We start from the raw sequence: 23,995 nt of genomic DNA, 5'->3' as shown, positions 1-23,995 counted from the left end.
TTTATTACGTTACACGAAATTTTAAAAAGGAGATTATATAAAGTCTCATACACACTAACAAATGTATTTTTCTTTTTATTTGCTGTAAAAATTAGGACTCATATGTCATTTTTTTTGACAATCAGTCCTTTAAACACTATTCAGTAATTGATATTATGTAAAAATAGAGAAATGCTTTATTCAATGTTAGGATGTGTTTTTAGTCAATGGTTTTAAATTCTATCGATCATGAAATCTTTCAGTGGATCAACTCGTATGTTTACAAATACTCTTTCCTAGATAAAATGATGATTTTTTTCGCCGAGTATGCCCAGTACATATTGATTGTTGCTTTATTCATTTTATGGATTACAAATAAGGAAAATAGAGTGACCGTATTTCAAGCTTTATTTGCCTGCTCCATAGCATTTACTATGAATCGAGTGATTGAATTATTTTTCTATCGCGATCGACCATTCGTTTCGCATCACATTAAACAATTGGTTGATCACGCCGCAAATTCTTCTTTCCCAAGTGATCATGCTACAGCTGCTTTGGTCATTACTGTAACAATTTGGCTATGTAGTAGAGGAAAGACATTTATGTGGGTCATTTTTGGAATGTGTATTGCCTTTTCAAGAATTTGGGTTGGTGTTCATTACCCTCTTGATGTATTGGCAGGTATGTTCCTTGGAGTATGCACAGCACTACTTGTCCACTATCGGATTATGAAAATGAATCTAATGAACAAAATAACGAGTTATTCTTTATTTCAAAAATAGAATCAATTAGCAAATAAAAAACGCTTGGAAAACCAAGCGTTTTTACTTTATATGTAGTTTCAATTAAAAACTCCTGTTAACTAAATAAGAATTCACTTAACAGATATCTCATAGTTTCCAGTAAGTATTTAGCCGTTTACAATTTCCCCACCATTCACATGCAGAATTTGCCCGGATATGTAAGATGCATCATCGGAAGCCAAAAATACATATGCAGGTGCCACTTCAAACGGTTGGCCGGCTCGCTTCAAAGGAACATGGTCTCCAAATGTAGCAATCCATTCTGGGGGTAAGGAAGATGGAATTAATGGCGTCCAAATTGGTCCTGGGGCCACACCATTAACTCGAATCCCTTTCAATGCTAGTGACAATGACAGTGAACGTGTAAATGAAACAATGGCTCCTTTAGATGCCGAGTAGTCAATTGCATCTTGATCCCCATCATAGGCACTAAGGGATGTTGTATTTATTATCGAGCTCCCTGAATTCATGTATGGCAAAGCAGCTTGCGTTAAAATAAACTGCGAAAAAACATTTGTGTGAAAGGTGCTTGCTCGTTGATTCGAATCTACATCAAGTAGACTGTTCCTTATGTATAGTACACCGGCATTATTCACCAAAATGTCAATACGACCAAATTGTTGAATCGTTCGCATGACAACTTGTTGGCAATGCTGCTCATATCCAATATCACCTGGAATGGTAATGCAACTACGGCCGTACTTTTTGACATAGAACTCCGTTTCTTTTGCATCGCTGTGTTCATTTAAGTAGGAGATTGTAATGTCTGCACCCTCTTTTGCAAAGGCTACAGCGACAGCTCTCCCAATTCCACTATCCCCACCAGTTATAAGCGCTACCTTATTTATGAGCTTGCCGGCTGGTTTGTAATTAGGGTTATCAAATATTGGTCTGGGTATCATTAATGATTCAATACCAGGTTTACTTTGTTGTTGAGGAGGGAAACCCATCTCATACACCCCTCTCGACATTTTTCTATAATGTATTATGATATTCAGGGAAATATATCCTTTTCAAAAAATAAATAGAGGAAATGAGGATGTAAAAATGAGTTTTCGCTCTCTTTTCTAAAATAATTCTTCAACGTATTCGAAGACTCTGCATTACTGAACTGCCAAATTTCCTTATATCTTTTAAGTAATCGACTCTAGGTGGTGAGCCCAATCTGTTAAAAGCGCGTACGTTTACACTTTATGTAGCTCTGATTCTTTATAATGTTTTTCCACTCTATTTAAAACAACATCACGCTCTTTATCCCATACCGAATGCCACTCAAATGTTCCCGGTTCAAAGAATAGCGGAAACCTTTTTCTAAACCAATCTTGCATCGGTAAATGTAGCGCATCTTTTATATCCACCCATACTAATTCTCCTTCAGGCGGCTCTTCAAGCAGTGTTCCTTCAAAAGATGTTGCCAAATAATTAAATACCATATAACGTAACTTCGTGTTTGGCTCACAAAACTCGGTGATCCCTTTAAAGATAATGTCTTTTACGACTAACCCTGTTTCTTCACGTACTTCTCGGATGGCTCCGTCTACAATACTTTCTGGAAAGTCGACTTTTCCACCAGGAGCAATGTATCCTGGAAACCCTAAACGATCTGGACGATTAATAAGTAAAACTTTGTCGCCATCTTGCACCATACACATTGTTAACATTTTGCATTCAAAATTACTCATCAAAAATTTCCTCCCTTATGTGAATTCATTGCTGAAAAATGTATTATAAAAAATCCCTTATCATCTTTTTCTCGCTAAATATAACGCAACAAACTGTGGTTTTTCAATTTTCCCACCAAGTTTTTCAATGACGTTATGAATACTATGAAACAACTTTTCTTTTACCTCTTGTGAAAGCAAACGATGGGCAGATTGCGTATGTAATAATGCAATGTAATCATCACTTGTATATGTATCCGTCCATTTATAAGTTTTTACAACTAAATCTTGGAACAAATCATGCTGTATTGTAAATTTTTTTCGTTCTTCAATTAGGTCTTCTGGTGTTGGTAATTTGTTAGGATGTAAATGTGGTGCATACTTTTCATAGCAATCTCCAATCTCTCGAAAAACATCTGCACTAGGTTGTATGTGATATGTCCAAAAGAAGGCCATTGTCCCATGTTTATGCAGCAATTTTTCTACTTTCGGATAGCCAATTTCCGGATTAATAAAATGAAACGCTGTTGCTGAAACAGCAAGTGAGTATGAATCATCCTGCCGATCCCAATCTTCAAAATCCCCTTGATACACGTGTATACCATTCTCATTTTGAAATTTAGAAGCTGTAAATTGAGCTAATCGTTCTCCTAGTTCAATACAATCAATCTGCTTATATCCTAATTCAACAAGTCCTTCCGTTGCTTTACCTGTACCACAACCAATTTCAAGAATTCGATCTTCCTTCTCAATATTTGCATACGTGAACAAATCTTGAAAAAGTTCCTTTGGATATGTAGGTCTTATTTTTTCATATTCTTCAGCAATAGCATCAAAAGTATATTTTCTTTCTTCAAAATTTACATTCATTCTTGTCATCCACCTCTTCCTAAAATACTGTTATTTCACTTATAATTTCATCTACAATCATGGAAATATCTTTCTTTTCTTGTTTCGCTTGTACGAGCTTATTTGACTCATACCATTTTCGGCCTATCGCAATGCCAATCGGACAATCGTGTTCCCATGTTTGTAGTAATCGAGCTACGTCATGTCCTCTCCGCAACACAAAATCTGTCTTCAGTACAAATTGAACGATTTCAAGTTCTGTATGCGGACCTAATACCTTCATATTTTTCCCCTGTAAATAAGCATTTCCATCTTTTAAATTGGTTGCTCCGACCATCTTATCTCTTGCTGCATAATGAATATTTCTAATCCCAGACATAACAATAGCACCAAAACATAAAGGGCATGGTTCCATCGTTGAATACAATTCATATTCCTTACGTGTTGCATTTGTTTCTAAATTATTTATTTGTAAGATTGCATTAATTTCCGCGTGAGCAATTTTGTTATTACATATTTCATTCGGCAATGCTTCCATCTACTATAACAGCACCAATAGGAAATGAACCATTACAATACGATAACCAAGCTTGAGTGAAACATTCTTTCCATGGTTCGGATAATGTTTTCCACATATTACATTCCATCCTCCCTTTATGAATTTTTAGTATATTTGCTTCAAATTCTAATAAAATCTATATTATTTCATCTCAAATAAAAAAAAGCACTTGCTTATATAAATCATCTTTCTCACCTTCAGGTATTCCTTCTATTAATCTTGCCGCCATATTTCTCTTTCTTCTTACAAATAGACCTCTGGTGTATTTCCTGCTCCAATTTTTTCTTTCATTAGTTAGTCCTACTTTCATTAATCTTTTATACACCTTCTATTTATTTCCTTTCCATAGGCTCCTTTTCCTTCTTTATTCGACAAAATTCAAGGGAGATATTGTTGTAGAAAATAGTTAATTCAAAATCAATGTATAGGATTTGAGACCATAAAAAAACAGCTGTCGAAATTTTTCCGGCAGCTGTTTTTATCGAGAAAACATTTAAGCAATTCATACTCTATTAAGCTGGATAATGGAATCTCTTGTTCGTTATTTAGTTCATTAAGAGGATAGACTCTCGTTGTTTCATTATTTCCATCTACATTTTGAATATAGATTTGAACCCCGTTATAGGTTACATTAGCCATAACTGATGAAGCGACAGTCTCTTTTGCACGTTATGTATTCATGAATATAACCTCTTTTTCTTTTACTAATTATAATGTGAACTTCACTCCCACAAATTATTCTGTAATGAATCGGTGGTCTTCCGAATTACATCAAGACTTTTTTGTCGATGATTGAACTTTTATCCATGATGTTTCGAAAACTTAAGGAAACAAAAGAATTAAAAAACAACTAATTTATAGTGAAGTATGTAAAATTGAGCGTAAAGATTAAGCACAAAAACCTGCCGAATTCGATTCACGACAGGTTTATTTATATGTTTATTCTTGATCAGAAACAAATATCCTATGTGACGCAAAGAAATTTGTCAAATCTCTTCCGGTTGATTTCTCCATAATTTGAATAAAATCTTTTGTCGTACTCACACCAAACTTCTTTTCATTAAAGTAATCTTTCATCGCTTTGTAAAAGACTTCATCGCCAAGTTCAAGACGAAGATCATTAACTGTTCTTGAACCGTAACCATAAATCGTTTTATAATATGCTTCAATCCCGCCTTCTGCAGCACGTTCAGCAAATGTTGAAACAGGATACGAAAGATGATAGTCTCCAACAGGTTCTGCCTTTAGTTGATCAAGTTCTTTGCTGTAGAGCGCAGCTGCAAAACTAGCAAATGATTCGTCAAGCCACGGTTCATCGTGCTCATTATTTCCAATAATGCCGTAAAACCATTGATGTCCAATTTCATGCGCAGTAACATTTTTAACCCATTCTTGAGAAGGATTTTTAGCGATACTAATCATCGTTAATTGTGGATATTCCATTCCACCAAACCAACCTTCCATGCCAACGATATCTAGTTCTGGCCATGGATACTCTCCAAAGCGGTCACTGAACAGCTTGATGCTCTCAACCCCTGCCTCAAGCATAGAATCAGCATATTTTGCTTGTTCATCTGTATAATACACATTAATATTTACATTATTTACTTTCTTTTGTTTTACTTTGTAAGCTGGATCCATTTCTATTGCAAAATCACGAACTTGTTTGGCTTTATAATGATGCGTTGCTAAATTCCCTGAAATATGTGGTTGTCCCGCTTCCGTTCCTGTCGTTGCAATGACCTGGTCTTTATCAGTCGTAAGTGTTACATCAAAATCTCCAGTTAAAGAATAAAAAGATTCTCCATATGGAAAATAAGCATCTACATTCCAGCCCTCTTTATCGTATACTGCTAGAATTGGGAACCAGTTTCCAAGCGAAACTGTGTTTTTGTTCCAACCAAAACGATCTTGTTGTTCCGGTACATGAACTACAAAATCCATCGATACAGTAGATTTTTGATTATTAGGAATTTGAACAGATGAAATATGCAGTGCAGTACTATCCACAGCAAATTTTGCTGTTTTCCCATTTACTTTTACATTAGAAACAGACATACTTCCGCCATTTTCTTTAGATGTTTCTGCGTTTCCCCACAAGTTAAAATAAAGTTCGTTCAGCTGCGTACGAGTATTGTTCATAAAAGTGACTGTCATTTTTCCTTGAATAGTGTGATTGATAGAATCATAGTAAACGTTCATTTTATAGTTTGGATTTGCTGGACCAAATATATCTTGTCCTTGCTTGTTCATAAATTGCGACTGAAATGGTGTCTTCAGGTGAACAGGAGATGTAACTGCTGGATGGTATGCTCCTTTTACAGGGTAATCCTTTTCCGAAGCACTTATAGTAAGTCCAGAAGGAAATAATATACCAGCCATAAATGTCGAAGCTGTTACCCATTTTGCAGTCTGTTTTACAAACTTTTTCATAAAAATTCCCCCTTTTCCATTTTGCACCACATAAATTCGCCATAAACTGTAAAAATCCCTTGGAATTTTATTTGAAATTACTTGAGAAAGTTATAGGGGAAATCTTAAATGTATTACTTTAAATTCTAATAAACTTTTATTTCATCTCAAATAAAAGAAAGCAATTGTTTATATAAATCATGTTTTTCACTTTCATGTATTCCTTCTATTAATCTAGCTGCCCTAATAGCTAGGAGTTACTTCACTTCCATTTCAACCATTTTAATAATTAACTCTATATGATCTAGTTCCATTATTGTACGTAACTCAATTGGAAAGACCCCCTCTCTTTCCAATTGATACTCTATATAGTTCATCATTTCTTTATCTAAGAAGTCTTTACTAGAAAAAAGTAACCTCTCAATTTTTTTGAGAGGTTCTTTGTAATTAACATAGTCAGTCTTAACGACAGTGGAATCCTGTCAACATTCCGCGTTGTTGACAGGATTCCACTTATCAGTAGCAAGAAAAAAACAGTCTCTTACTCTCGTAAGAAATCTGCCTTTTTCTCATTCTATTATTTTATATACCCATTTATACTATTGCACTTTCTTTTCCTTTTTCAACATAACTCATATCACCAACAGATTCGATTTTATACTCTCCATCTTTATAGTGAATTTTAGTTACACTTGCATTTTCTAGTCCAAGTTTTATTTTACTATTATCAATCATGTCTACTAATGCTGTAATTGTAATTCCATGGGATACGATTAAAACGTTACCTCCACCATTTTGGGCAGTCTCTTCACTAATTTTGTCAAGTTCTCTTTTTATACGGGTGGAAAAGGTTTTCCAATCCTCAGCTTGCTTCGTATCGTCTGCCGCTACAATAAAGTTTACAATTTCTTTAAGTGATAACCCCATTAGTTCATCTGCTGATTTCACACCAGCAACAGCCCCAATCATTTTTTGCATATTTTCATTTTTATCGCCTTCAAAAATCCCGAAATTTAATTCGCGTAAGTCTTTCCTTTGTTCAAGTTTTAACGTTGATTGCTCACTATATTTTAATACTAAGTTAGCAGTTTCAATTGCACGCCCACTATCACTACTATAAGCATCAACAAAATGAATATCTTTTAAGCCATTCCCTAAATTTTTGGCTACTTCAACACTCGTTTCTACTAATGGAGAATCCGCCCAGCCTTGCACACGTCCACTAACATTTAACATTGTTTTACCGTGTCTAGTAATATATAACGTAACGATATTATCTAATGTATTATTACTCTTTTCCATCTTATTCATTACTTTCTCCCCTTTTAGGCTATAACCTATCTGTGTAAATTACTGAGTAAAAAATTGAAATTTAGCTTAATCCTCTATTGCTTGAGGAGTTTTATAAACAGTACTAACTTGTATTCTCTTACAATTATACCATCCATAGAATTAGATTTTCCATTTTGTACGCTAACACGATACAAGTGTTAACATCCTGAGATTTTCTATTGCATTAACTTAGTTATCTTCTTATAACAATAAAAAGAGTGAAATCCTGCATAATTAATACAGGATTTCACTCTTTTTTATAAACAATCAGATTTTATTCTAAAGCTACAGCTATCAAAGTTTTTTTATCCGTCTCTTTTAATAATGCTCTATTAAGCTGGATACAGATACCTCTTGCTCATTATTTGGTTCATTTAGAGAGTAAATTCTTGCTGTTTCGTTCGTTTCATCTACATTTTGAATATAGATTTGAACCCCGTTATAAGTTACATTCGCCATAACTGGTGAAGCAGCAATCTCTTGTGCACGTTGTGTGTTCATAATTATAAATCTCCTTTTTCGGTTAACAATTATAATATTGACTTCCACTCCCTCAAATATTCTGGTGAATTCATAATAAGTAAACAAGAAGAGAAATGAAAAAGCATAGTTTGATGACATAATCAAACCATGCTTTCGTATTCGTTATATACATCTATTTACTTTGCAAAAGATGAACCGGTTTAGCTGATAACGATTGTTTCGCTGCACTCCAAACGACAATCGCTGTTGTTAAAACAGATAACAGAATGCCAAAAATAGACCAAGTTACATCAATTTTCATTGGCATTTGAAATAAGAATCGTAAAACAACCCCTGAAAAAGCTAATGCAATTCCAGCTACACCGAACCCAGCTGATAAGGAAATGATCGTATTTTCTATTGAACTCCCCCCACTTATCGGTTATCGCCACTTGAAGCGGGGGATTCTAGTACCTCTTGCTCCGATGACAACAGGTCCAAAACCTCCTCCGTTCAACAAGAGAATTTCTCTATACCGTCAATCCAAAGTATCCATAGATGACCCATCTCTGCCCCTATATAAGCAAACAGAAAAAGGTACGCCCTTTTCAAGCGACATAGAGGAGAGAACACAAGGCAATGCACCCAGTTCCTAGACCACATCATCTGCTCTGGTGAAGGGAGTAAAAGACTGGTACCCTATGTTCTGTTTTGTATCGGTAAAAAGTGAGTCGAATGATCCGTAATCTCATCCTTTATACGCAAGCATTTTGCGTATTCCTTTTCTTTCTTCTTCCGTTAGCTCCATATGAAATCCATTTATACCATCATGAGGCCGATTCACATCAAACAACGTATACAATACATGTGTACGAACAGCTAGTTGTTTGTTCCATATGTTCCACTGTTTCCAATGATGCATGTTTGTTAGATCCATATAGGTTTTGAACACGTTCGGTACCTTCTCTTGATAACCTAACCCACGTCTTCCAATCGTGAAAGCAGCTGCTTGATGAATGGAGATGCCAAATTTGCGCATATACTTCATTTTTCCGGAAATCGATGTGTACGCTGGGTTTACTTGTTTTACATCCACCCCCATCTTGTTTGCCCGGTTTTGAATCGCATCTATCATCTTTCGGTACGCAAACATACTTTTTCTTCTGTTTCTTTTCTTGCTATCGTACTTGTTTCCCGTTTTTGAGAGCGTAGTATCCAGCTTCTCGAGCACAATCGGCTTGTTCTTTCGGACAGCCAATTCGACAAGACGAATGGCTTCTGCTTCTAGGATTTTTGTAATGGCACCGGAACATTTCCCCTCTAAAGAAAAAGAAAGAATGCCGCTTTCGAGATAGTTTCCATCTTTTGAAACATTGACCCAAGCCAAATGATCATAGTTACAATCCACTCCAATGACACCGTCACTTGTACTGAAGTTAATGTAGGAATTAGTTTCTACATCTACCATACATTTGATGAGGTAATACGCCTCTTGGTCTTCAATCGACCAAGAGATAGGCTGACCATACTTCTTTTTTGTTTACACGCGATTTGTGTTTCTATTACATAGTTGACAATGTCTTGTCCATGCGGAAACATCACGAACGGGAAAGTCAACACGTTTCCACAAATAGAAGTAAAAGAGAGTTCTTATTTTTCCATGTTGTATTGAAACATAAAGTTACCATAGCCAGCATCTTTGCGGCCGGAAATCATCATTTGTTTGTTTCGGGCGGCAGAGAAAAGGGGTTTCCATCCTTCATGATGGGTTACAAATTCTTCTTTTGTGAACTGAGATCGAAACAATTTTTTTGTGCCAAACACAGCACTTGGAACATGTTCTTGCAGCTTTTCTTTCTTTTGTTGAAGGCGGTCTAATCGGTGCTTTAACCGTCCAATTTTTGCTTTTGTGTTCTTAATTTTCGGGTCTAAATAGCAGTGTTCAAAAGAATAGAAGGTCAGCCAAATCATCGTTTTTTTTGGAAGAGAAAGGGAGACAATCCCACTTGGTTGGATGGTAAAAGAAGTGTTCTTAGGAAATATCGATTTCCCTTTCTTAAAACTCTCTTTCACTTTTTTCATCTTGGTTAGATAGGAGCGTTCGGATTTGAGTTTCTTCTTGAGGTCTTTGATTTTCTCGTCAATTTGTTGAAGATGAAGTGTTTGTTGTTCTTTTATAGCGGAGAATAGGGCAATCGCTTCTTGCCGAGCACTATTGGCATAATAGTCGTTAAGACCAAAGCGTTTCTTAAGGACAATCTGTAGACTTTCCTCATGCAGATTCCGGTTCGAACGCGTTTCACGAACCAAAGTTTGAAAGGCAAAACGTTTCGCTTAATTGAATAGGTACAAAACATGGGACACCTCATTCACAAGTGCAGTTGGTAAGGTATGTTTATACACCCTTTGAGAAAAATAGGTTTTCTTCATTTTACTTCTCCCCCCAACAAGAACATTCGTTCTCTTCACCTCTATTTTATACAAACTAGGAATCGATTTCAACAAAAACATTAGATTTTCCGGAAAAATTTCATGTGTATGAGAATCAGACAGAAAACGAGTAGCAAGAGAGCCCTCCCCTCCTTACCTCTATGCTCTGCCCTTCACACGGTTGAAGAAGAGGTCTTCTAGGGTAAAATGATAAAATAGATCCTGTCACTAAAATCGTTGTCAAAATACCCATTGTTTTTTCCCCTTCCTTAACTAGATTCATATCTATCTCTAATTTTGTCATAAATGCACCATTTTTTCTACATTAAGGAAATTGTATTTTTTATGAATTTTCTTTTCGCATTTAATAGTCATACACAAAAGAGAGTGATAGATAAAACAGGGTAAATCTGTATTATTTCTTCCTAAAATTTCTTAAAGGACTCTTATCGCTTAATTCGACGAAGAAAGGAAAAAGTAATAAAAAGAGGCAACGTAAAATTTCACTGGAAAAGCGAAAAGTTTCATCTGAAAAATATTGTCTTTGATTGCAGTACGGACAATCTTTCCCGTCATTTTTCATAAAAAGTGACCACACATCTTTTGCTTTCCACTTTGTTTTACAATTCGTACAACGAGCCATAGCACTCCTCCTATTCTTTTAATCCATTTTTTTGATTTCGCTTTTTCTTTTTTACAAAATAACCCATTTTTATTTTACGCAAAATAAATACTTTAGTAAACGCAACCGTGTTGAAGTCTACAAAGAAAAAAGTACACCACTTTCCAACAAGTGATGTACTAACAATTATATAATGTGTAACATTGTATAATTATACTGTTTTTATAACTACTATGATTAAAATTACAATTGTTTCTGCGACTGTATTCCTTGAATATACGTCACAACCTCAGGATTCACAAGTGAAGATAAATCTCCAAGTTCTTTTCCTAAATACGCAGCTTTAATAACGCGGCGCATTACTTTTGAATTACGTGTTTTCGGTAAATCTTCGACAACATGAATATCTTTCGGGCATAATGCTTTCCCAATATGAGAGTTTACTAGGCTTAGTAACTCTTTTTTCAGTTCTGGTGTAAACGCAGTGCCTTCACGTAACACAACAAAACAATGACATACTTCACCTTTCACTTCATCTGGAACCCCAATTGCCCCGGCTTCGATGACATCGTGGTGTTTTACAAGAATGGACTCATACTCCGCAGGTCCAATACGTTTTCCGGCAATATTTAACGTGTCATCAGAACGACCTGTGATGATGTATTGTTCTCCATCATATAATACCCAATCACCATGCACCCATTTGTTTTCAAACCGGGACCAGTATGTGCTTACATAACGATCGTCTTCTTCCCAGAAGCTTTTCGTCATACCGACCCACGGTTTTTCTAGACATAGTTCTCCGACCTCATTTTGTACTGGTGCACCGTTTTCATCTAATACAACAGCAGCCATTCCTGGCAGCGATGCGTTAAAACTAATTGGCGCAATCGGTTTAATGAGGACGTTGCCAAAAATACCACCAGAAATTTCAGTACCTCCAGAGTAGTTACAAATTGGTACTCTTCTTTTGCAAACTGTTTCAAAGAGCCACATCCATGGGTCTGGATTCCACGGCTCACCTGTTGAACCGATTACTTCTAAACTTTGCAAGGAATGTTTCTCCACCCATGAATCACCTTTTGCCATTAAGGAACGAATTAACGTTGGAGAAATACCAAGATGCGTTACTTCATAACAATCAACCATTTCCCATAAACGATCTGGTTCTGGATAATCAGGAACACCTTCATACATAACCATTGTCGCACCGTTAAGAAGAGAACCAAATAATAAAAACGGCCCCATCATCCAGCCCATATCAGTAATCCATAACACACGGTCTCCTTGTTTCACATTCATACCAAAACCAGCATCAAACGCTGATTTTAATGGGAACCCTGCATGAGTATGCACCGTTCCTTTCGGCTTCCCTGTTGTACCAGATGTATAAATAAGCATAAGTGGGTCGTCACTTTTCATTTCTTCTGCGTGCGTAAATGGTTTGTCTTTTTCAAGAACACTCCATGAAATATCGTAATCCTGCGGTGTAAATTCATTCCCCGCATGACGAACAATTACGACTTTTTCCACACTTGGACAATGCTCACACGCTTTATCTACTTCGTCTTTTAAAGAAACTGTTTTACCACGGCGTGCAAATCCATCTGCAGTAATAATCATTTTAGAGCCTGCAGCTTGTACGCGCGTCATCACTGCATCTGAAGCAAACCCAGAGAAAATAGGAGACATGATTGCTCCAATTTTCATGACAGCTAACATGGCAACTACTGTTTCGGGAATCATTGGCATGTAAATCGTTACACGATCTCCTTTTTCAATTCCTAAGTGCTTTAAACCATTTGCAACGCAGCTTACCCAGTGATCTAGTTCTTCATATGTAAATGATTTTGATGTACCGTTTTCACCTTCCCAAATAAGAGCCTGCTTTGTTTTCGTATCATCTTCCGCAATCCAACGAGATAGTGCAGATTCTACAACATTGCAAGTTCCATCCACATACCACTTGGCAAATGGAATACCGTTTGCTAAGTCTAACACTTCTGTATATGGACGCATCCATTGATAACCTACAGCACGCTCTGCCTCTTCCCAAAACCATGCCGGATCTTCAATGGACTTTTCATAAAATGTTTCATAATCATCATAACCAAGGGATTGCATCCATTGATATAAGCGTGTGTTTGCTTTATATTCCTCTGTTGGAAACCAAACTGCTTGCTTCACAATTTGTCCCTCCTTAATTTTTTTGAAAAAGAAAACCCTTTGGCAGGGCGTTCTCACTCATATATAACTTCATTTTGATGTTTCAACATCTAGGCCACCGCTATACAAAGCAAAAAGTGAGCTACTTTTATTTTCGTATTGCACGTAACAGAAAAGGGATCTGACCGCCCCTGTGCACGGCCAGATGCTCTCGCCCATCTAAAAAGAAAAGGTTTTTTACGCCTTTTCTCATTTTTATACTGGATAAACTGGATGTTTACGATCTGTAAATACTTGATACTTACTCATATACATCTCAAAACGTTGCTTCAATTCAGTGCGTAATTGATTTGGATGAACAATACCATCAATAACCATTTCAGATGCAAGACGATAAATATCAATATCTTGCTTATACTCTTCACGTTTTTGCGCGATAAAACTTGGGCGCTCTTCTTCTGGTAGTGCTGCGATTTTATTTGCATACACTGCGTTTACCGCTGCTTCTGGTCCCATGACCGCAATTGAAGCTGTTGGAAGAGCAAGGCAGCAATCAGGCTCAAATGCAGGACCTGCCATCGCATATAAACCCGCACCATATGCTTTTCGTACAACGATAGAAATTTTCGGAACAGTTGCTTCACTCATCGCGGAAATCATTTTTGCACCGTGACGAATAATACCAGCTCGCTCTACCTTCGTACCAATCATAAATCCTGGTACATCAGCTAAGAATAAAAGCGGAATATGGTAAGCATCGCATAGGGTAATAAATTTCGCTGCCTTATCAGCAGAGTCATGGAATAATACGCCGCCTTTCATACGAGGCTGATTCGCAATAATACCAATTGGCATTCCGTTAATACGCGCAAATCCAGTTATTAACTCTTGTGCAAATAACTTTTTCACTTCAAAGAATGAGTCTTCATCAATGATACGTTTAATTAAATCGTGCATATTAAAAGGTGCATTTTGATTTTCCGGGATAATTTGTTCTAATGTTTTTTCGAATTCTTTCGGTTCTTGAGGTTCTGTCATTGGAGCTTTTTCTAAGTAGTTGCTTGGAAAGTAAGAAATATATTGACGTGCTTTTGAGATTGCATCTTCCTCTGTTTTGCAAAGTACATCGCCGCAGCCAGATACTGAGCAGTGCATACGTGCTCCGCCCATCTCTTCTAATGTCACTTTTTCACCGATGACCATTTCAGCCATACGAGGCGAACCAAGATACATAGATGCATTTCCTTCTACCATCATTACAACGTCACAGAAGGCTGGAATGTATGCACCGCCTGCAGCAGATGGACCAAATAATAAACAAATTTGCGGTACCTTGCCGGATAATTTTACTTGGTTATAAAAAATGCGCCCTGCCCCGCGTCTTCCTGGGAACATTTCAACTTGATCTGTAATACGAGCGCCAGCAGAGTCGACAAGATAAAAGAGTGGTACACGTAATTTTTCAGCTGTTTCTTGAATACGTAGAATTTTTTCTACTGTACGAGAGCCCCATGATCCTGCTTTTACAGTAGAATCATTTGCCATTACACAAACAGTGCGTCCATTTACTTTACCAGTTGCGGTAACAACTCCATCTGCAGGCAATCCTTCTTGTTCACAGTTTGCAAATAACGCATCTTCTACGTACTCACCGTTATCAAACAAAAGCGCAAGACGCTCACGAACAAATAGTTTCCCTTTTGCTGCATTTTGCTCATGATATTTAGGTGCCCCGCCCTGCTTTATCGTTTCTACACGCTCTTCTAATGTACGAGATTGTTGTTTTTGATCTAGCATATTCATTCCCCCTTATAAATCGGCTTCCGTTTTTCGCGAAATGCTTGTAATCCTTCTAAGCGGTCTTTCGTATGAATAACACCTTCGTACGCTTGCTTTTCCATTTGTAAACCTGTCTGCAAGTCAACTTGCATCCCATTTGTAATTGCTTCTTTTGCACGGCGAACTGCAATTGGACCATTCGCTGCAATTTTTTTGGAAATTTCAATTGCTTTTTCTTCTAATTCTTGGGCAGGAGTAACATATTCAACAAGTCCGTATTCCTTTGCTTCTTGGGCTGATATACGTCTTGCCGTATAAATTAATTCCTTTGCGCGTCCCATTCCAATTAAACGCGGGAGACGCTGCGTCCCGCCAGCTCCTGGAATAATCGCAAGTGAAGTTTCTGTTAAACCGAGACTTGCTGTTTCTGAAGCGATGCGAATATCACAAGCAAGGCTTAATTCTGTCCCGCCGCCAAGCGCAATTCCGTTTATTACTGCAAGAACAGGTTGTGATAATTGTTCTACCATATCCATAGTAGAGCGGATCATTCCAACTGCATCACGTACTTGTTCTTCGTTCATATTGGCACGCTCTTTTAAATCTGCACCTGCACAAAATGCTTTTGTACCTGCTCCTGTAATCATTACGACACGAACATCGTTTTCTTCGTTAATACGACTTAGTGTATCTTGTAGTTCTTCTAAAAGAGAAAGTGATAAAGCGTTTGCTTGGCCTTCACGATTCAATGTGATTTTCACGATATGAGGCGTTACATAATCAACTGAAATATTTTGCAGCTGTAACATAAGATCACCTACTCACAGTTTTATGTTGCAAAGCGCGGTATACATGACTCGGAATCTGTATATCGAGCTTGCTTTGAATAAATTTTGTTGCTTGTAATAGCTTTTCTTCATTTATATTTGTTTGTACACCCATTTTATGAAGCATATGAACTAAATCATTTGTTGCAACATTCCCAGACGCACCTGGTGCATACGGACATCCGCCAAGACCGCCGCAAGAACTATCAAATGTTGTCACACCGCACTCTAATGACTTTACTACATTAGCAAGTGCCATACCGTACGTGTTATGGAAATGCATTGCAAACTTAGAAGAATCATATTTTGAGAGTAAGTGCTCTAGTACACGCTCTACTTGTACCGGATTTGCTACCCCTATTGTATCCCCAAGCGATACTTCATAAATGCCATATGAAAACAACTTGTTACAAAGTTCATCAACTTTATGAACGTCTACTTCACCCTCATATGGGCAACCAAATACAGTCGATACGTAACCACGTACCATTTTCCCAGCAAATAACGATTGTTTCGTTACTTCTTCAATAACAGAAAGGGCTTCATCAATCGATTTATTAATATTTTTCTTATTATGTGTTTCACTAGCGGATAAAAAGACGTTTACCTCATCTACATCTTGCAGCAGCGCCCGTTCCAAACCATTTTGATTTGGAACGAGAGCTGCATATGTAACATGCGGTTTCCGCTCAAGCGCAGCAAACACATCTTGTGCATCAGCTAAAGCAGGAATCCATTTAGGGTGAACGAATGATGAAACTTCAATATAGGAAAGACCTGCGTCTGCCAGCATATGAATCCATTTCACTTTATCTTTTGTACCAACAACTTTCTTTTCATTTTGCAAACCATCACGCGGCCCGACTTCTTTAATAGAAGCAAAAGAAGGTAATTTCAATCGATTGCACCCCGTTTCTCACTATTCAATCTCTACTAAAACATCTCCCTCATTCACAAAATCGCCTTCTTGCACAAGAATTTTCATTACAGTGCCAGCTTCTTCAGCAGCGATTGGAATTTCCATTTTCATAGATTCTAAAATGACGACATCTTGATCTTCCTCTACTGTATCTCCTACACCCACTATAATTTTCCAAACGTTTCCTGCCATCGATGCATATACTTTTGTCATCATTTATTTCCCCCTTTACATTACGTAACCTTTATTTTTTCACAAGCTGCTTCGTTACAAAGCTTGTTGTGTAAATACCGCTTTGAAATACTTCATCTTCTAAAACTTGCAGAAGCATCGGTGTATTTGTTTTAATACCCTCTACTTTTAATTCTTCTAGTGCTGCTTGCAGCTTTTGTATTGCTTCTTCTCGCGTTTCCCCATGTGCAATTACTTTTGCAATCATAGGATCATAAAACGGGGTAATTGCTACACCATCTTCTAAGAAATGATCAATGCGCACGGACGTTGGAAGGGACAGAGATGTAATCTTTCCTGGTGATGGGAAAAACGTTTTAGGATCTTCAGCATAAATGCGTGCCTCAATGGCATGACCACTTCGTTTTACTTCATCCTGTGTAAACGAAAGGGTTTCACCTGATGCAATTCGCAATTGCTGCTCAACTAAATCAAGACCAGTAATCTCTTCTGTAACCGGATGTTCTACTTGTAATCTCGTATTCATTTCCAAGAAATAGAATTTCTTTTCATCATCAACAAGAAATTCAATCGTTCCTGCATTCGTATAACCGAGCGCTTTCGCAGCTTTCACTGCAACCTCTCCCATTTCTTTGCGTGTTGCTTCATCTAAAAATGGAGACGGAGCTTCTTCAATTACTTTTTGATTGCGGCGCTGCACTGAACATTCACGTTCCCACAAATACACCGTATTCCCTTGGTTATCAGCAAGCACTTGAATCTCAATATGATGCGCATTTGTAATCAATCGTTCCATATACATTTCTCCGTTGCCGAAGAAATTCTTTGCGCGCGTCTGATTACTTTCAAATGCTTGAGTGAGCGCTTGTTCAGTTTCGATCACTTGCATACCAATGCCCCCGCCGCCAGCGGATGCCTTCAACATAAGTGGATAACCAATTTGGCCTGCAATTTCTTTTGCTTCTTCAACAGTTGGAATGCTAGATGAAATACCAGGTACAATAGGAACTTCAGCCGCTAACATTGCTTTGCGAGACTCAATTTTGCTTCCCATCTTGGCAATGACATCTTTTGAAGGACCGATAAAGACAATTCCTTCTTCTTCACAGCGTGCTGCAAATGTTGTATTTTCTGACAACAATCCATAACCTGGATGGATTGCCTCTGCTTTTGTTTCTTTAGCAATTTCAATGATCTTTTCTAGATTTAAATAACTTTCTTGAACACGCGGACCACCGACAAGATGTGCTTCACTTGCCATTTTCACATGAAGGGCAGACTCATCAGCTTCTGAATAAATTGCTACAGTTTGAATACCAAGTTTTTCACACGTTTTTATAATGCGAACAGCAATTTCACCGCGGTTGGCAATTAATATTTTTCGAAACATAGTGAACCCTCCTCTTAGCGACATCCTAAATGTCTTGAAATAACGAGACGTTGAATTTCAGAAGTACCTTCACCAATTTCTAATAGCTTTGCATCACGAATATGACGCTCTACTTCATACTCACGCATATATCCGTAACCACCATGAATTTGCACAGCTTGATTAGATACACGGCTTGCTGTTTCAGATGCAAAAAGTTTTGCCATCGCAGCTTCTTTTCCAAATGGTTTATCATTGTCTTTTAACCAAGCAGCTTTATGTACCATATTGCGTGCTAATTCAATTTCTGTTGCCATATCTGCTAATTTAAATTGAATTGCTTGGAAGTTTGATAAAGAACGACCAAATTGTTTGCGCTCCTTTGCATATTGCAGTGCACGCTCAAATGCAGATTGAGCAATCCCTACTGCTAATGCAGCGATCGAAATACGCCCACCATCTAACGTATATAAAAATTGCTTAAATCCTTTATTTACATCCCCAAGAATATTTTCCTTCGGTACACGAACACCATCTAAAACAATTTCACATGTATTGGAAGCGCGAACGCCCATTTTGTCGTACGGACTAGAAATTGTTAATCCTTCACTATTTGTCGGTACGATAAAAGCAGAGATGCGTTTTTGACCGCTTTCCTCAACGCCATTGATAGCGGTTACAATAATCGTATTTGCATACTCAGCATTTGTAATCCAGCACTTCTCACCGTTAATAACATATTCATCGCCATCCAATACTGCTTTCGTTTGTGTGCCGCCAGCATCAGATCCAGCATTCGGCTCTGTTAATCCAAATGCACCAAGTGTCTTACCAGATGCCATTGGAACTAAATATTTTTGTTTTTGTTCTTCTGTACCAAAATAATAAATAGGAGAAGCACCCAGTGAAATTGTTGCCGCATAACTTAATCCTGTGCCACCGCAAGCACGGCCAATTTCTTCAACTGCTAGTGCATACGATAACGTATCGCCGCCAGAACCACCGTATTCTTCAGGGAATGGGATTCCTAACAAACCAAGTTCGCCCATTTTTTGAAACGTTTCATATGGGAATTCTGCCGTTTTGTCGTAATACACAGCCTTCGGAGCGATTTCCTTTTCAGCAAAGTCGCGCACCATTTCTTTGATCATTTGTTTTTCTCTAGTAAGAGTAAATTCCATTTGTCACACCCCTTATCGAATTCGTTATTTCGACAGCGTGCGCGTATATAGTACAAACATTACTTTGTAAAAAGAACGAATAGTAGTAAGATAATTGCTACAATTCTGTCACGATTTAATTGTAAAACAGAATCTGTACTAATGCACAAAAAAATTCCTACATTGTTCTACAACAAAATAGGAATAAAAAGTCGAATTATGCGGTTTTTCGTTTAATAATCTCGACCTTTTCCAGAATCTGTGATTTCGACTAACATTTCTGGATATGGTTCGAAATAAGTTTGTCTCATTAAATATGTTTCTTCAAATCGGATTGCCCACGATTTTAAAATGGTAAGTAAACTGCTTAACGGTATTTTCTTTTCGGCATACTTACTAAGTAAGGAGAGGAAATGATCTTTTTCCTCTTTCTTTAACTTATTTTTAAAATACCCGAAAATATGCTGACATACGTTGATATTTGATGTATACCGCGGTATACGATTTAACAATATATACAATATTTCCTCATACTTTACAAAGACTTCATCAACGTGTCGTTTTTCCTTATTCGCAATGACGCGCCCTAATTCTTTTTGCTTCGTTTGATTATACGCCATAAATAAATACTTATGATCAGATTGAAATTCAACTAATGCTTTCATGTTCTTATTTTTCTTCAATGTTTTAAAATGCGCAATTGTAAATAGCTGCGTCAAAAAATGTTCGCGAATGATAAAATTCGACAATCTTCCTTCTTCCTCAATCGCTACATGTGAAAATCGCCCTAAAACTGCACTACCAAATAATCCGGCGCTCTTGCCTTTTGCCTGCGCCTTTCCTAATCCAGCATATATTTTCACATCACGCGTTCCGCAGCTTGGAGATCTATTTTTTAATATAAAACCATCTACATCCGGAAGAGAAGATAAAAATACATTTGAAAATCACTTCATTTTCTCCGTTAAATCATCTCCTGTTGATGGCTGTACTAATTTTTGCGTTCCATCAAGTTCGACAATCCGAATTGTTTCTCTTGGAATGCCAAGTCCAATCTCCACTTCTGGACAAACTGGAATGAATTCTACATATGGCTGTAAATTACGTACTGTTGCATCGGACAACTTATCACCGTTATAACGACATGCTTCAAATTCTAAACATTTACTTACGACAACTGTTGGTTTTACAAATTGCCTCATATGATTACCTCCGAGGAGTTAGCCCGTATAAAATGAATTGAACGGTAGATTCGATTTCTGCCTCATCATCCCATTGTTCTTCTGGTAATAATAAAAAACGAGTTAAAATTAAGCCAATAACAGCTGATAAAGTGAATCGTAATACCGCTGGAGTTGGAAGTTCAATAATTTGTCCTTGTTTCTGAAAGTGATCAACAATGTTTTCAAAACGAGAGTAAATCTCCTTTGCGAGTAATTGTTGGATTTCATCTTTCAATTCAGGTTGAAACGGTACTTCTTGAATTAAAATTTTCAGCATTGGAAAATGTTTTCTCGCAAATTCAAATCGATTTCGGATCACCGTACGCAAGAAATTTTCATATGAATCATACGTATTCTCAAATATTTCTTTCGCGAAAGTTTGCACGAAGAACGGAGCAGCAAACTTCGTTAATGTTGGCATCACAACAGCAAACAACAAATCTTTTTTCGTTTTATAGTAACGGAAAATCGTTCCTTCTGCTACACCGGCACGCTTTGCAATTTCACTCGTTGAAGTTGCCGAATATCCTTTTTCGCTAAACATGTCTACTGCCGCTTCTAAAATGCGCATTTGCCGTTCATTGCGCTTATCTGTCCCCGTGGCGGCAATTAGTTCTTCTAGCCAATCCTCTTTCATAAAATACTCCTTTTTTCTTTCCATTATATTCTTCTATGCTTCTTCAAAGCAAACACGTTACCGAATGTAAACACAATCGCAAATAATAATAAAACGCCAAGATCACCAGCAATTTCGCTAAATCCTTGATTTCGAATCATAACTTGCTGCATTGCATCTGCACCGTATGTTAACGGAAATAACTTTCCTAATAGTTGTAACCACTTATTCATAGATTCAATCGGAAATAAACCAGAAAAGAAAATTTGCGGCACGATAACCAATGGGATAAACTGAATCATTTGAAACTCATTGTTTGCGTATGCCGATAAAAATGTTCCAAGTGTTAACGCTGTTAATGAAAGCATGCATGTAATGAATAACGTCAGCCAAGGTGAACCTGCAACGTATAAATCAAGAACATACACAGAAAAACTAACAATGAGTACAGATTGGAAAAATGCAAAGATACCGAATCCAATTATATAACCTGCAACAATTTCCCAGCGCCGAATTGGAGTTGATAATAAACGTTCCAACGTACCACTTAAACGCTCCCTGACAAATGAAACGCCCGATAAAATAAAGACAAAGAAAAATGTGAAGAAACCAATTAATACCGGCCCTAATCCATCAAACATCGTAAAATCAGCCGAGCCGTGTAAATAAGAAATATCCGGTTTCATCACTGCCGATTCTGATTTTTCCATACTCTTTTGCATAACTTGCATAACCGCACGATTTTTTGATGAATCACTGCCTTCTAACATTACTTTCATCTTTCCGTGTTCTACAGTAACTATCGCATCAATTGCTTGATCTTCTATCTTCCTATGCGCCTTTTCTTTATCATACTCATAAAAAGAAGCATCTTGTTTTTTCATTGCATCTACAATTGGTGCCGGCACATCAACTAAAGCAATATGAGGCTTGTAGTCTTTTTGTGTAAATACAAGTGAAAGCAGCCAAAGAAGTAGCATCGGTGCTCCGAACATAAGTGCAAGCGACCGTTTATCTCGGAAAAACTGACGAATAATACGGAGAACAACTCCAAATACTCTCATCGTTCCATCGCTCCTTCCAATAAAAATACATCCTCAATGCGCCCAGTTGTTGTTCGCTCTTTTAATTCTACTGGAGAACCAGTTGCGATTAACTTCCCCTCACGAATTAAACCGAGACGTTCACAAAACTCAGCTTCATCCATAATGTGCGTTGTCACAATAATTGTTGTTCCTTGTTTTTTCAGTTCATAAAACTTATCCCAAATTGATTTTCGTAAAACAGGATCAATTCCAACAGTAGGTTCATCTAGAATCAGAAGCTTTGGTTCATGCAAAAGTGACATAGCAAGTGATAAACGCTTCTTCATTCCCCCCGAAAAATGTTGCACTTGTTTTTTTGCATCCTCAGATAACTGCACAAGCTCAAACACTTCAGAGATACGTTCTTTCTTTTGTTTTCCCTTTAATCCGTACATTGTCGCGATAAAATCAGCATTCTCATAAGCAGATAGTTCATCATACAACGCATCAGCTTGCGCCATATACCCGATGTGTTTCATTCCATTCAAATTCGGCATAACTGTTTGCAGTGCTGTTACGTCACCTGACGTTGCTTCACTTATACCTGCAACCATCTTAATAAGGGTGGTTTTTCCAGATCCCGAAGGACCAACTAAGCCAAAAATTTCAGCTTCGTGGACAGAAAATGAAATATCTTGAATCACTTGTTTCTTTCCAAAATACTTGGAAACACAATTAAGCGTTACAGCCTCGTTTATTAGAGACATAAACTTTCCTCCTCTTTATTTTAATGAGTGAGTACTCACTTTTATTTTAACCTAATTTTAATCTATGTCAAAAGATTCTTTTTGTTGTTAGTTACAAGTACCTTTTCTTAAATGCTTGTTCTCTTCAACAAGAAGATTCTACAAAATAAAAAACGAGATAATTTTCCATTATAATCCAAGGGATATAGAATAAAGAACCGCTTTAAAATAAAAAAATTCCTCAACATAAATGCTGAAGAATTTTTTATAATATGTCTTAAATAGCAGCTTCTTTTTTTGTAACTAATATTTTTTTAGATATTGCAAATGTAAAAGGAATAGCAATTACAGATGCAATCAAAGGTGCGATGTCTTGATTCAAATTCAATACATCAACTAAAACATAAATACTAATTGTCGTAATAATAAAGTTTACAATATAAGTTAACGGAAACTGGAAAAACTTCTTTAATGTTACCTTTGTTCTATACGTAAAGTATGTATTCATAAAAAAAGAACCAATCATACTTACGATAAATGCTATACTATGTGCGGTTAAAACATGAAAATGAAAAAAATGAGCTGAATTCTCATAAATAACTATAGAGATATAAAATTTTAGTTTTGGGGATATTTCAAAATCTTAGCTTGATGGGCATGTGGCGAAACCCCATGCCCATCAACTTAAGAGATTTAAAAAAAATATTATTCTTTCGTAACTACTCAGCCATACATTTCATTTAGAAGTTTGGTAAGGAGTATAATTCCAGCGAAAATACGCTTACCTATAATTGCTGCCATGAAGATAAAAATGGATCTACGCCTTGCTGCCTTTCTTTGTTTTCAAACTTTGCGCGTGGCAGG

At 37.0% G+C, this 23,995-nt stretch carries 23 protein-coding genes and 3 pseudogenes; 1 reads left to right on the top strand and 25 read right to left on the bottom strand.

Annotated elements, in window-relative coordinates:
* The first annotated feature begins 206 nt into the window (after positions 1 to 206).
* Positions 207 to 761, top strand: coding sequence for an undecaprenyl-diphosphatase (locus V7024_RS11220; RefSeq protein WP_335519678.1), 555 nt, complete (start codon positions 207 to 209; stop codon positions 759 to 761).
* 128 nt (positions 762 to 889) lie between these two features.
* Here the strand turns inward: V7024_RS11220 and V7024_RS11215 are convergent, their stop codons facing one another.
* The 25 genes and pseudogenes from V7024_RS11215 to V7024_RS11095 all read right to left on the bottom strand — a co-directional run bounded on the left by V7024_RS11215 (position 890) and on the right by V7024_RS11095 (position 23,735).
* Positions 890 to 1,732 (bottom strand): SDR family oxidoreductase, encoded by an 843-nt coding sequence (locus tag V7024_RS11215; protein WP_335519675.1) that lies wholly within the window; start codon positions 1,730 to 1,732, stop codon positions 890 to 892.
* Positions 1,733 to 1,966: 234 nt separating this feature from the next.
* Positions 1,967 to 2,464 carry an 8-oxo-dGTP diphosphatase gene (locus V7024_RS11210; protein ID WP_335519673.1) on the bottom strand — a complete coding sequence of 166 codons (498 nt, stop codon included), beginning with the start codon at positions 2,462 to 2,464 and terminating at the stop codon, positions 1,967 to 1,969.
* 60 nt (positions 2,465 to 2,524) lie between these two features.
* Positions 2,525 to 3,313, bottom strand: a complete 789-nt coding sequence (locus tag V7024_RS11205) for a class I SAM-dependent methyltransferase (protein ID WP_335519669.1) — start codon at positions 3,311 to 3,313, stop codon at positions 2,525 to 2,527.
* Between the two features lie 19 nt (positions 3,314 to 3,332).
* Positions 3,333 to 3,830, bottom strand: a complete 498-nt coding sequence (locus V7024_RS11200) for a nucleoside deaminase (protein WP_335519667.1) — start codon at positions 3,828 to 3,830, stop codon at positions 3,333 to 3,335.
* Positions 3,831 to 4,002: 172 nt separating this feature from the next.
* A complete protein-coding gene (locus V7024_RS11195; protein WP_335519664.1) occupies positions 4,003 to 4,161 on the bottom strand; it encodes a hypothetical protein in 159 nt (52 codons plus the stop codon).
* A gap of 107 nt (positions 4,162 to 4,268) precedes the next feature.
* Positions 4,269 to 4,508, bottom strand: a pseudogene (locus V7024_RS24425) (H-type small acid-soluble spore protein); the annotation flags it as partial.
* Positions 4,509 to 4,790: 282 nt separating this feature from the next.
* Positions 4,791 to 6,284 carry a M1 family metallopeptidase gene (locus V7024_RS11185; protein WP_335519661.1) on the bottom strand — a complete coding sequence of 498 codons (1,494 nt, stop codon included), beginning with the start codon at positions 6,282 to 6,284 and terminating at the stop codon, positions 4,791 to 4,793.
* Between the two features lie 573 nt (positions 6,285 to 6,857).
* Positions 6,858 to 7,574, bottom strand: a complete 717-nt coding sequence (locus tag V7024_RS11180; protein ID WP_335519658.1) for a histidine phosphatase family protein — start codon at positions 7,572 to 7,574, stop codon at positions 6,858 to 6,860.
* A 339-nt stretch (positions 7,575 to 7,913) separates the two neighbouring features.
* Positions 7,914 to 8,096 (bottom strand): small acid-soluble spore protein H, encoded by a 183-nt coding sequence (locus tag V7024_RS11175; protein ID WP_098916614.1) that lies wholly within the window; start codon positions 8,094 to 8,096, stop codon positions 7,914 to 7,916.
* A gap of 154 nt (positions 8,097 to 8,250) precedes the next feature.
* Positions 8,251 to 8,478 (bottom strand): annotated as a pseudogene (locus V7024_RS11170) (hypothetical protein); the annotation flags it as partial.
* Between the two features lie 327 nt (positions 8,479 to 8,805).
* Positions 8,806 to 9,465 carry an IS200/IS605 family accessory protein TnpB-related protein gene (locus V7024_RS11165; RefSeq protein ID WP_335519652.1) on the bottom strand — a complete coding sequence of 220 codons (660 nt, stop codon included), beginning with the start codon at positions 9,463 to 9,465 and terminating at the stop codon, positions 8,806 to 8,808.
* Positions 9,466 to 9,707: 242 nt separating this feature from the next.
* Positions 9,708 to 10,130: a hypothetical protein gene (locus tag V7024_RS11160; protein WP_335519649.1), complete on the bottom strand. Its 423-nt coding sequence runs from the start codon at positions 10,128 to 10,130 to the stop codon at positions 9,708 to 9,710.
* 772 nt (positions 10,131 to 10,902) lie between these two features.
* Positions 10,903 to 11,130: a hypothetical protein gene (locus tag V7024_RS11155; protein WP_335519646.1), complete on the bottom strand. Its 228-nt coding sequence runs from the start codon at positions 11,128 to 11,130 to the stop codon at positions 10,903 to 10,905.
* 222 nt (positions 11,131 to 11,352) lie between these two features.
* Entirely contained in the window at positions 11,353 to 13,296 is a 1,944-nt protein-coding gene (locus V7024_RS11150; RefSeq protein WP_335519643.1) for an AMP-binding protein, read from the bottom strand.
* A 234-nt stretch (positions 13,297 to 13,530) separates the two neighbouring features.
* Complete coding sequence (locus V7024_RS11145) at positions 13,531 to 15,072, bottom strand: acyl-CoA carboxylase subunit beta (protein ID WP_335519641.1); 1,542 nt, start codon at positions 15,070 to 15,072, stop codon at positions 13,531 to 13,533.
* Positions 15,073 to 15,074: 2 nt separating this feature from the next.
* Positions 15,075 to 15,863 (bottom strand): enoyl-CoA hydratase, encoded by a 789-nt coding sequence (locus V7024_RS11140; RefSeq protein ID WP_335519638.1) that lies wholly within the window; start codon positions 15,861 to 15,863, stop codon positions 15,075 to 15,077.
* A gap of 4 nt (positions 15,864 to 15,867) precedes the next feature.
* Complete coding sequence (locus V7024_RS11135; protein ID WP_335519633.1) at positions 15,868 to 16,779, bottom strand: hydroxymethylglutaryl-CoA lyase; 912 nt, start codon at positions 16,777 to 16,779, stop codon at positions 15,868 to 15,870.
* A 21-nt stretch (positions 16,780 to 16,800) separates the two neighbouring features.
* A complete protein-coding gene (locus V7024_RS11130; RefSeq protein WP_335519630.1) occupies positions 16,801 to 17,016 on the bottom strand; it encodes an acetyl-CoA carboxylase biotin carboxyl carrier protein subunit in 216 nt (71 codons plus the stop codon).
* Between the two features lie 28 nt (positions 17,017 to 17,044).
* The gene (locus tag V7024_RS11125; RefSeq protein WP_335519627.1) at positions 17,045 to 18,382 is read right to left on the bottom strand and encodes an acetyl-CoA carboxylase biotin carboxylase subunit; all 1,338 of its coding nucleotides are present in this window, start codon (positions 18,380 to 18,382) and stop codon (positions 17,045 to 17,047) included.
* Positions 18,383 to 18,396: 14 nt separating this feature from the next.
* Positions 18,397 to 19,542 carry an acyl-CoA dehydrogenase gene (locus V7024_RS11120; RefSeq protein WP_335519624.1) on the bottom strand — a complete coding sequence of 382 codons (1,146 nt, stop codon included), beginning with the start codon at positions 19,540 to 19,542 and terminating at the stop codon, positions 18,397 to 18,399.
* A 212-nt stretch (positions 19,543 to 19,754) separates the two neighbouring features.
* A pseudogene (locus tag V7024_RS11115) lies at positions 19,755 to 20,723 on the bottom strand (YbgA family protein).
* Positions 20,724 to 20,727: 4 nt separating this feature from the next.
* A complete protein-coding gene (locus V7024_RS11110; protein ID WP_335519622.1) occupies positions 20,728 to 21,381 on the bottom strand; it encodes a TetR/AcrR family transcriptional regulator in 654 nt (217 codons plus the stop codon).
* A 23-nt stretch (positions 21,382 to 21,404) separates the two neighbouring features.
* Complete coding sequence (locus V7024_RS11105; protein WP_335519619.1) at positions 21,405 to 22,424, bottom strand: ABC transporter permease; 1,020 nt, start codon at positions 22,422 to 22,424, stop codon at positions 21,405 to 21,407.
* Entirely contained in the window at positions 22,421 to 23,152 is a 732-nt protein-coding gene (locus V7024_RS11100) for an ABC transporter ATP-binding protein (RefSeq protein WP_335519616.1), read from the bottom strand. Before V7024_RS11100 ends, V7024_RS11105 begins: the two co-directional genes overlap by 4 nt.
* 256 nt (positions 23,153 to 23,408) lie before the next feature.
* Positions 23,409 to 23,735, bottom strand: coding sequence for a GtrA family protein (locus V7024_RS11095; protein ID WP_335519681.1), 327 nt, complete (start codon positions 23,733 to 23,735; stop codon positions 23,409 to 23,411).
* Between the last annotated feature and the right edge of the window lie 260 nt (positions 23,736 to 23,995).

Origin of the sequence: Bacillus sp. JJ864, assembly GCF_036963045.1 — a bacterium.
Classification (GTDB): Bacteria; Bacillota; Bacilli; order Bacillales; family Bacillaceae_G; genus Bacillus_A; species Bacillus_A pseudomycoides_C.
Note: the sequence above shows the minus strand (reverse complement) of the source record. Positions and strands in the feature narration are given on the sequence as shown.

Coding starts and splice junctions, on each gene's coding strand:
- V7024_RS11220 (WP_335519678.1), top strand. CDS start 207: ATGGTTTTAAATTCTATCGATCATGAAATCTTTCAGTGGATCAACTCG.
- V7024_RS11215 (WP_335519675.1), bottom strand. CDS start 1,732: ATGGGTTTCCCTCCTCAACAACAAAGTAAACCTGGTATTGAATCATTA.
- V7024_RS11210 (WP_335519673.1), bottom strand. CDS start 2,464: ATGAGTAATTTTGAATGCAAAATGTTAACAATGTGTATGGTGCAAGAT.
- V7024_RS11205 (WP_335519669.1), bottom strand. CDS start 3,313: ATGAATGTAAATTTTGAAGAAAGAAAATATACTTTTGATGCTATTGCT.
- V7024_RS11200 (WP_335519667.1), bottom strand. CDS start 3,830: ATGGAAGCATTGCCGAATGAAATATGTAATAACAAAATTGCTCACGCG.
- V7024_RS11195 (WP_335519664.1), bottom strand. CDS start 4,161: ATGAAAGTAGGACTAACTAATGAAAGAAAAAATTGGAGCAGGAAATAC.
- V7024_RS11185 (WP_335519661.1), bottom strand. CDS start 6,284: ATGAAAAAGTTTGTAAAACAGACTGCAAAATGGGTAACAGCTTCGACA.
- V7024_RS11180 (WP_335519658.1), bottom strand. CDS start 7,574: ATGAATAAGATGGAAAAGAGTAATAATACATTAGATAATATCGTTACG.
- V7024_RS11175 (WP_098916614.1), bottom strand. CDS start 8,096: ATGAACACACAACGTGCACAAGAGATTGCTGCTTCACCAGTTATGGCG.
- V7024_RS11155 (WP_335519646.1), bottom strand. CDS start 11,130: ATGGCTCGTTGTACGAATTGTAAAACAAAGTGGAAAGCAAAAGATGTG.
- V7024_RS11145 (WP_335519641.1), bottom strand. CDS start 15,072: ATGCTAGATCAAAAACAACAATCTCGTACATTAGAAGAGCGTGTAGAA.
- V7024_RS11140 (WP_335519638.1), bottom strand. CDS start 15,863: ATGTTACAGCTGCAAAATATTTCAGTTGATTATGTAACGCCTCATATC.
- V7024_RS11130 (WP_335519630.1), bottom strand. CDS start 17,016: ATGATGACAAAAGTATATGCATCGATGGCAGGAAACGTTTGGAAAATT.
- V7024_RS11125 (WP_335519627.1), bottom strand. CDS start 18,382: ATGTTTCGAAAAATATTAATTGCCAACCGCGGTGAAATTGCTGTTCGC.
- V7024_RS11120 (WP_335519624.1), bottom strand. CDS start 19,542: ATGGAATTTACTCTTACTAGAGAAAAACAAATGATCAAAGAAATGGTG.
- V7024_RS11110 (WP_335519622.1), bottom strand. CDS start 21,381: ATGAAAGAGGATTGGCTAGAAGAACTAATTGCCGCCACGGGGACAGAT.
- V7024_RS11105 (WP_335519619.1), bottom strand. CDS start 22,424: ATGAGAGTATTTGGAGTTGTTCTCCGTATTATTCGTCAGTTTTTCCGA.
- V7024_RS11100 (WP_335519616.1), bottom strand. CDS start 23,152: ATGTCTCTAATAAACGAGGCTGTAACGCTTAATTGTGTTTCCAAGTAT.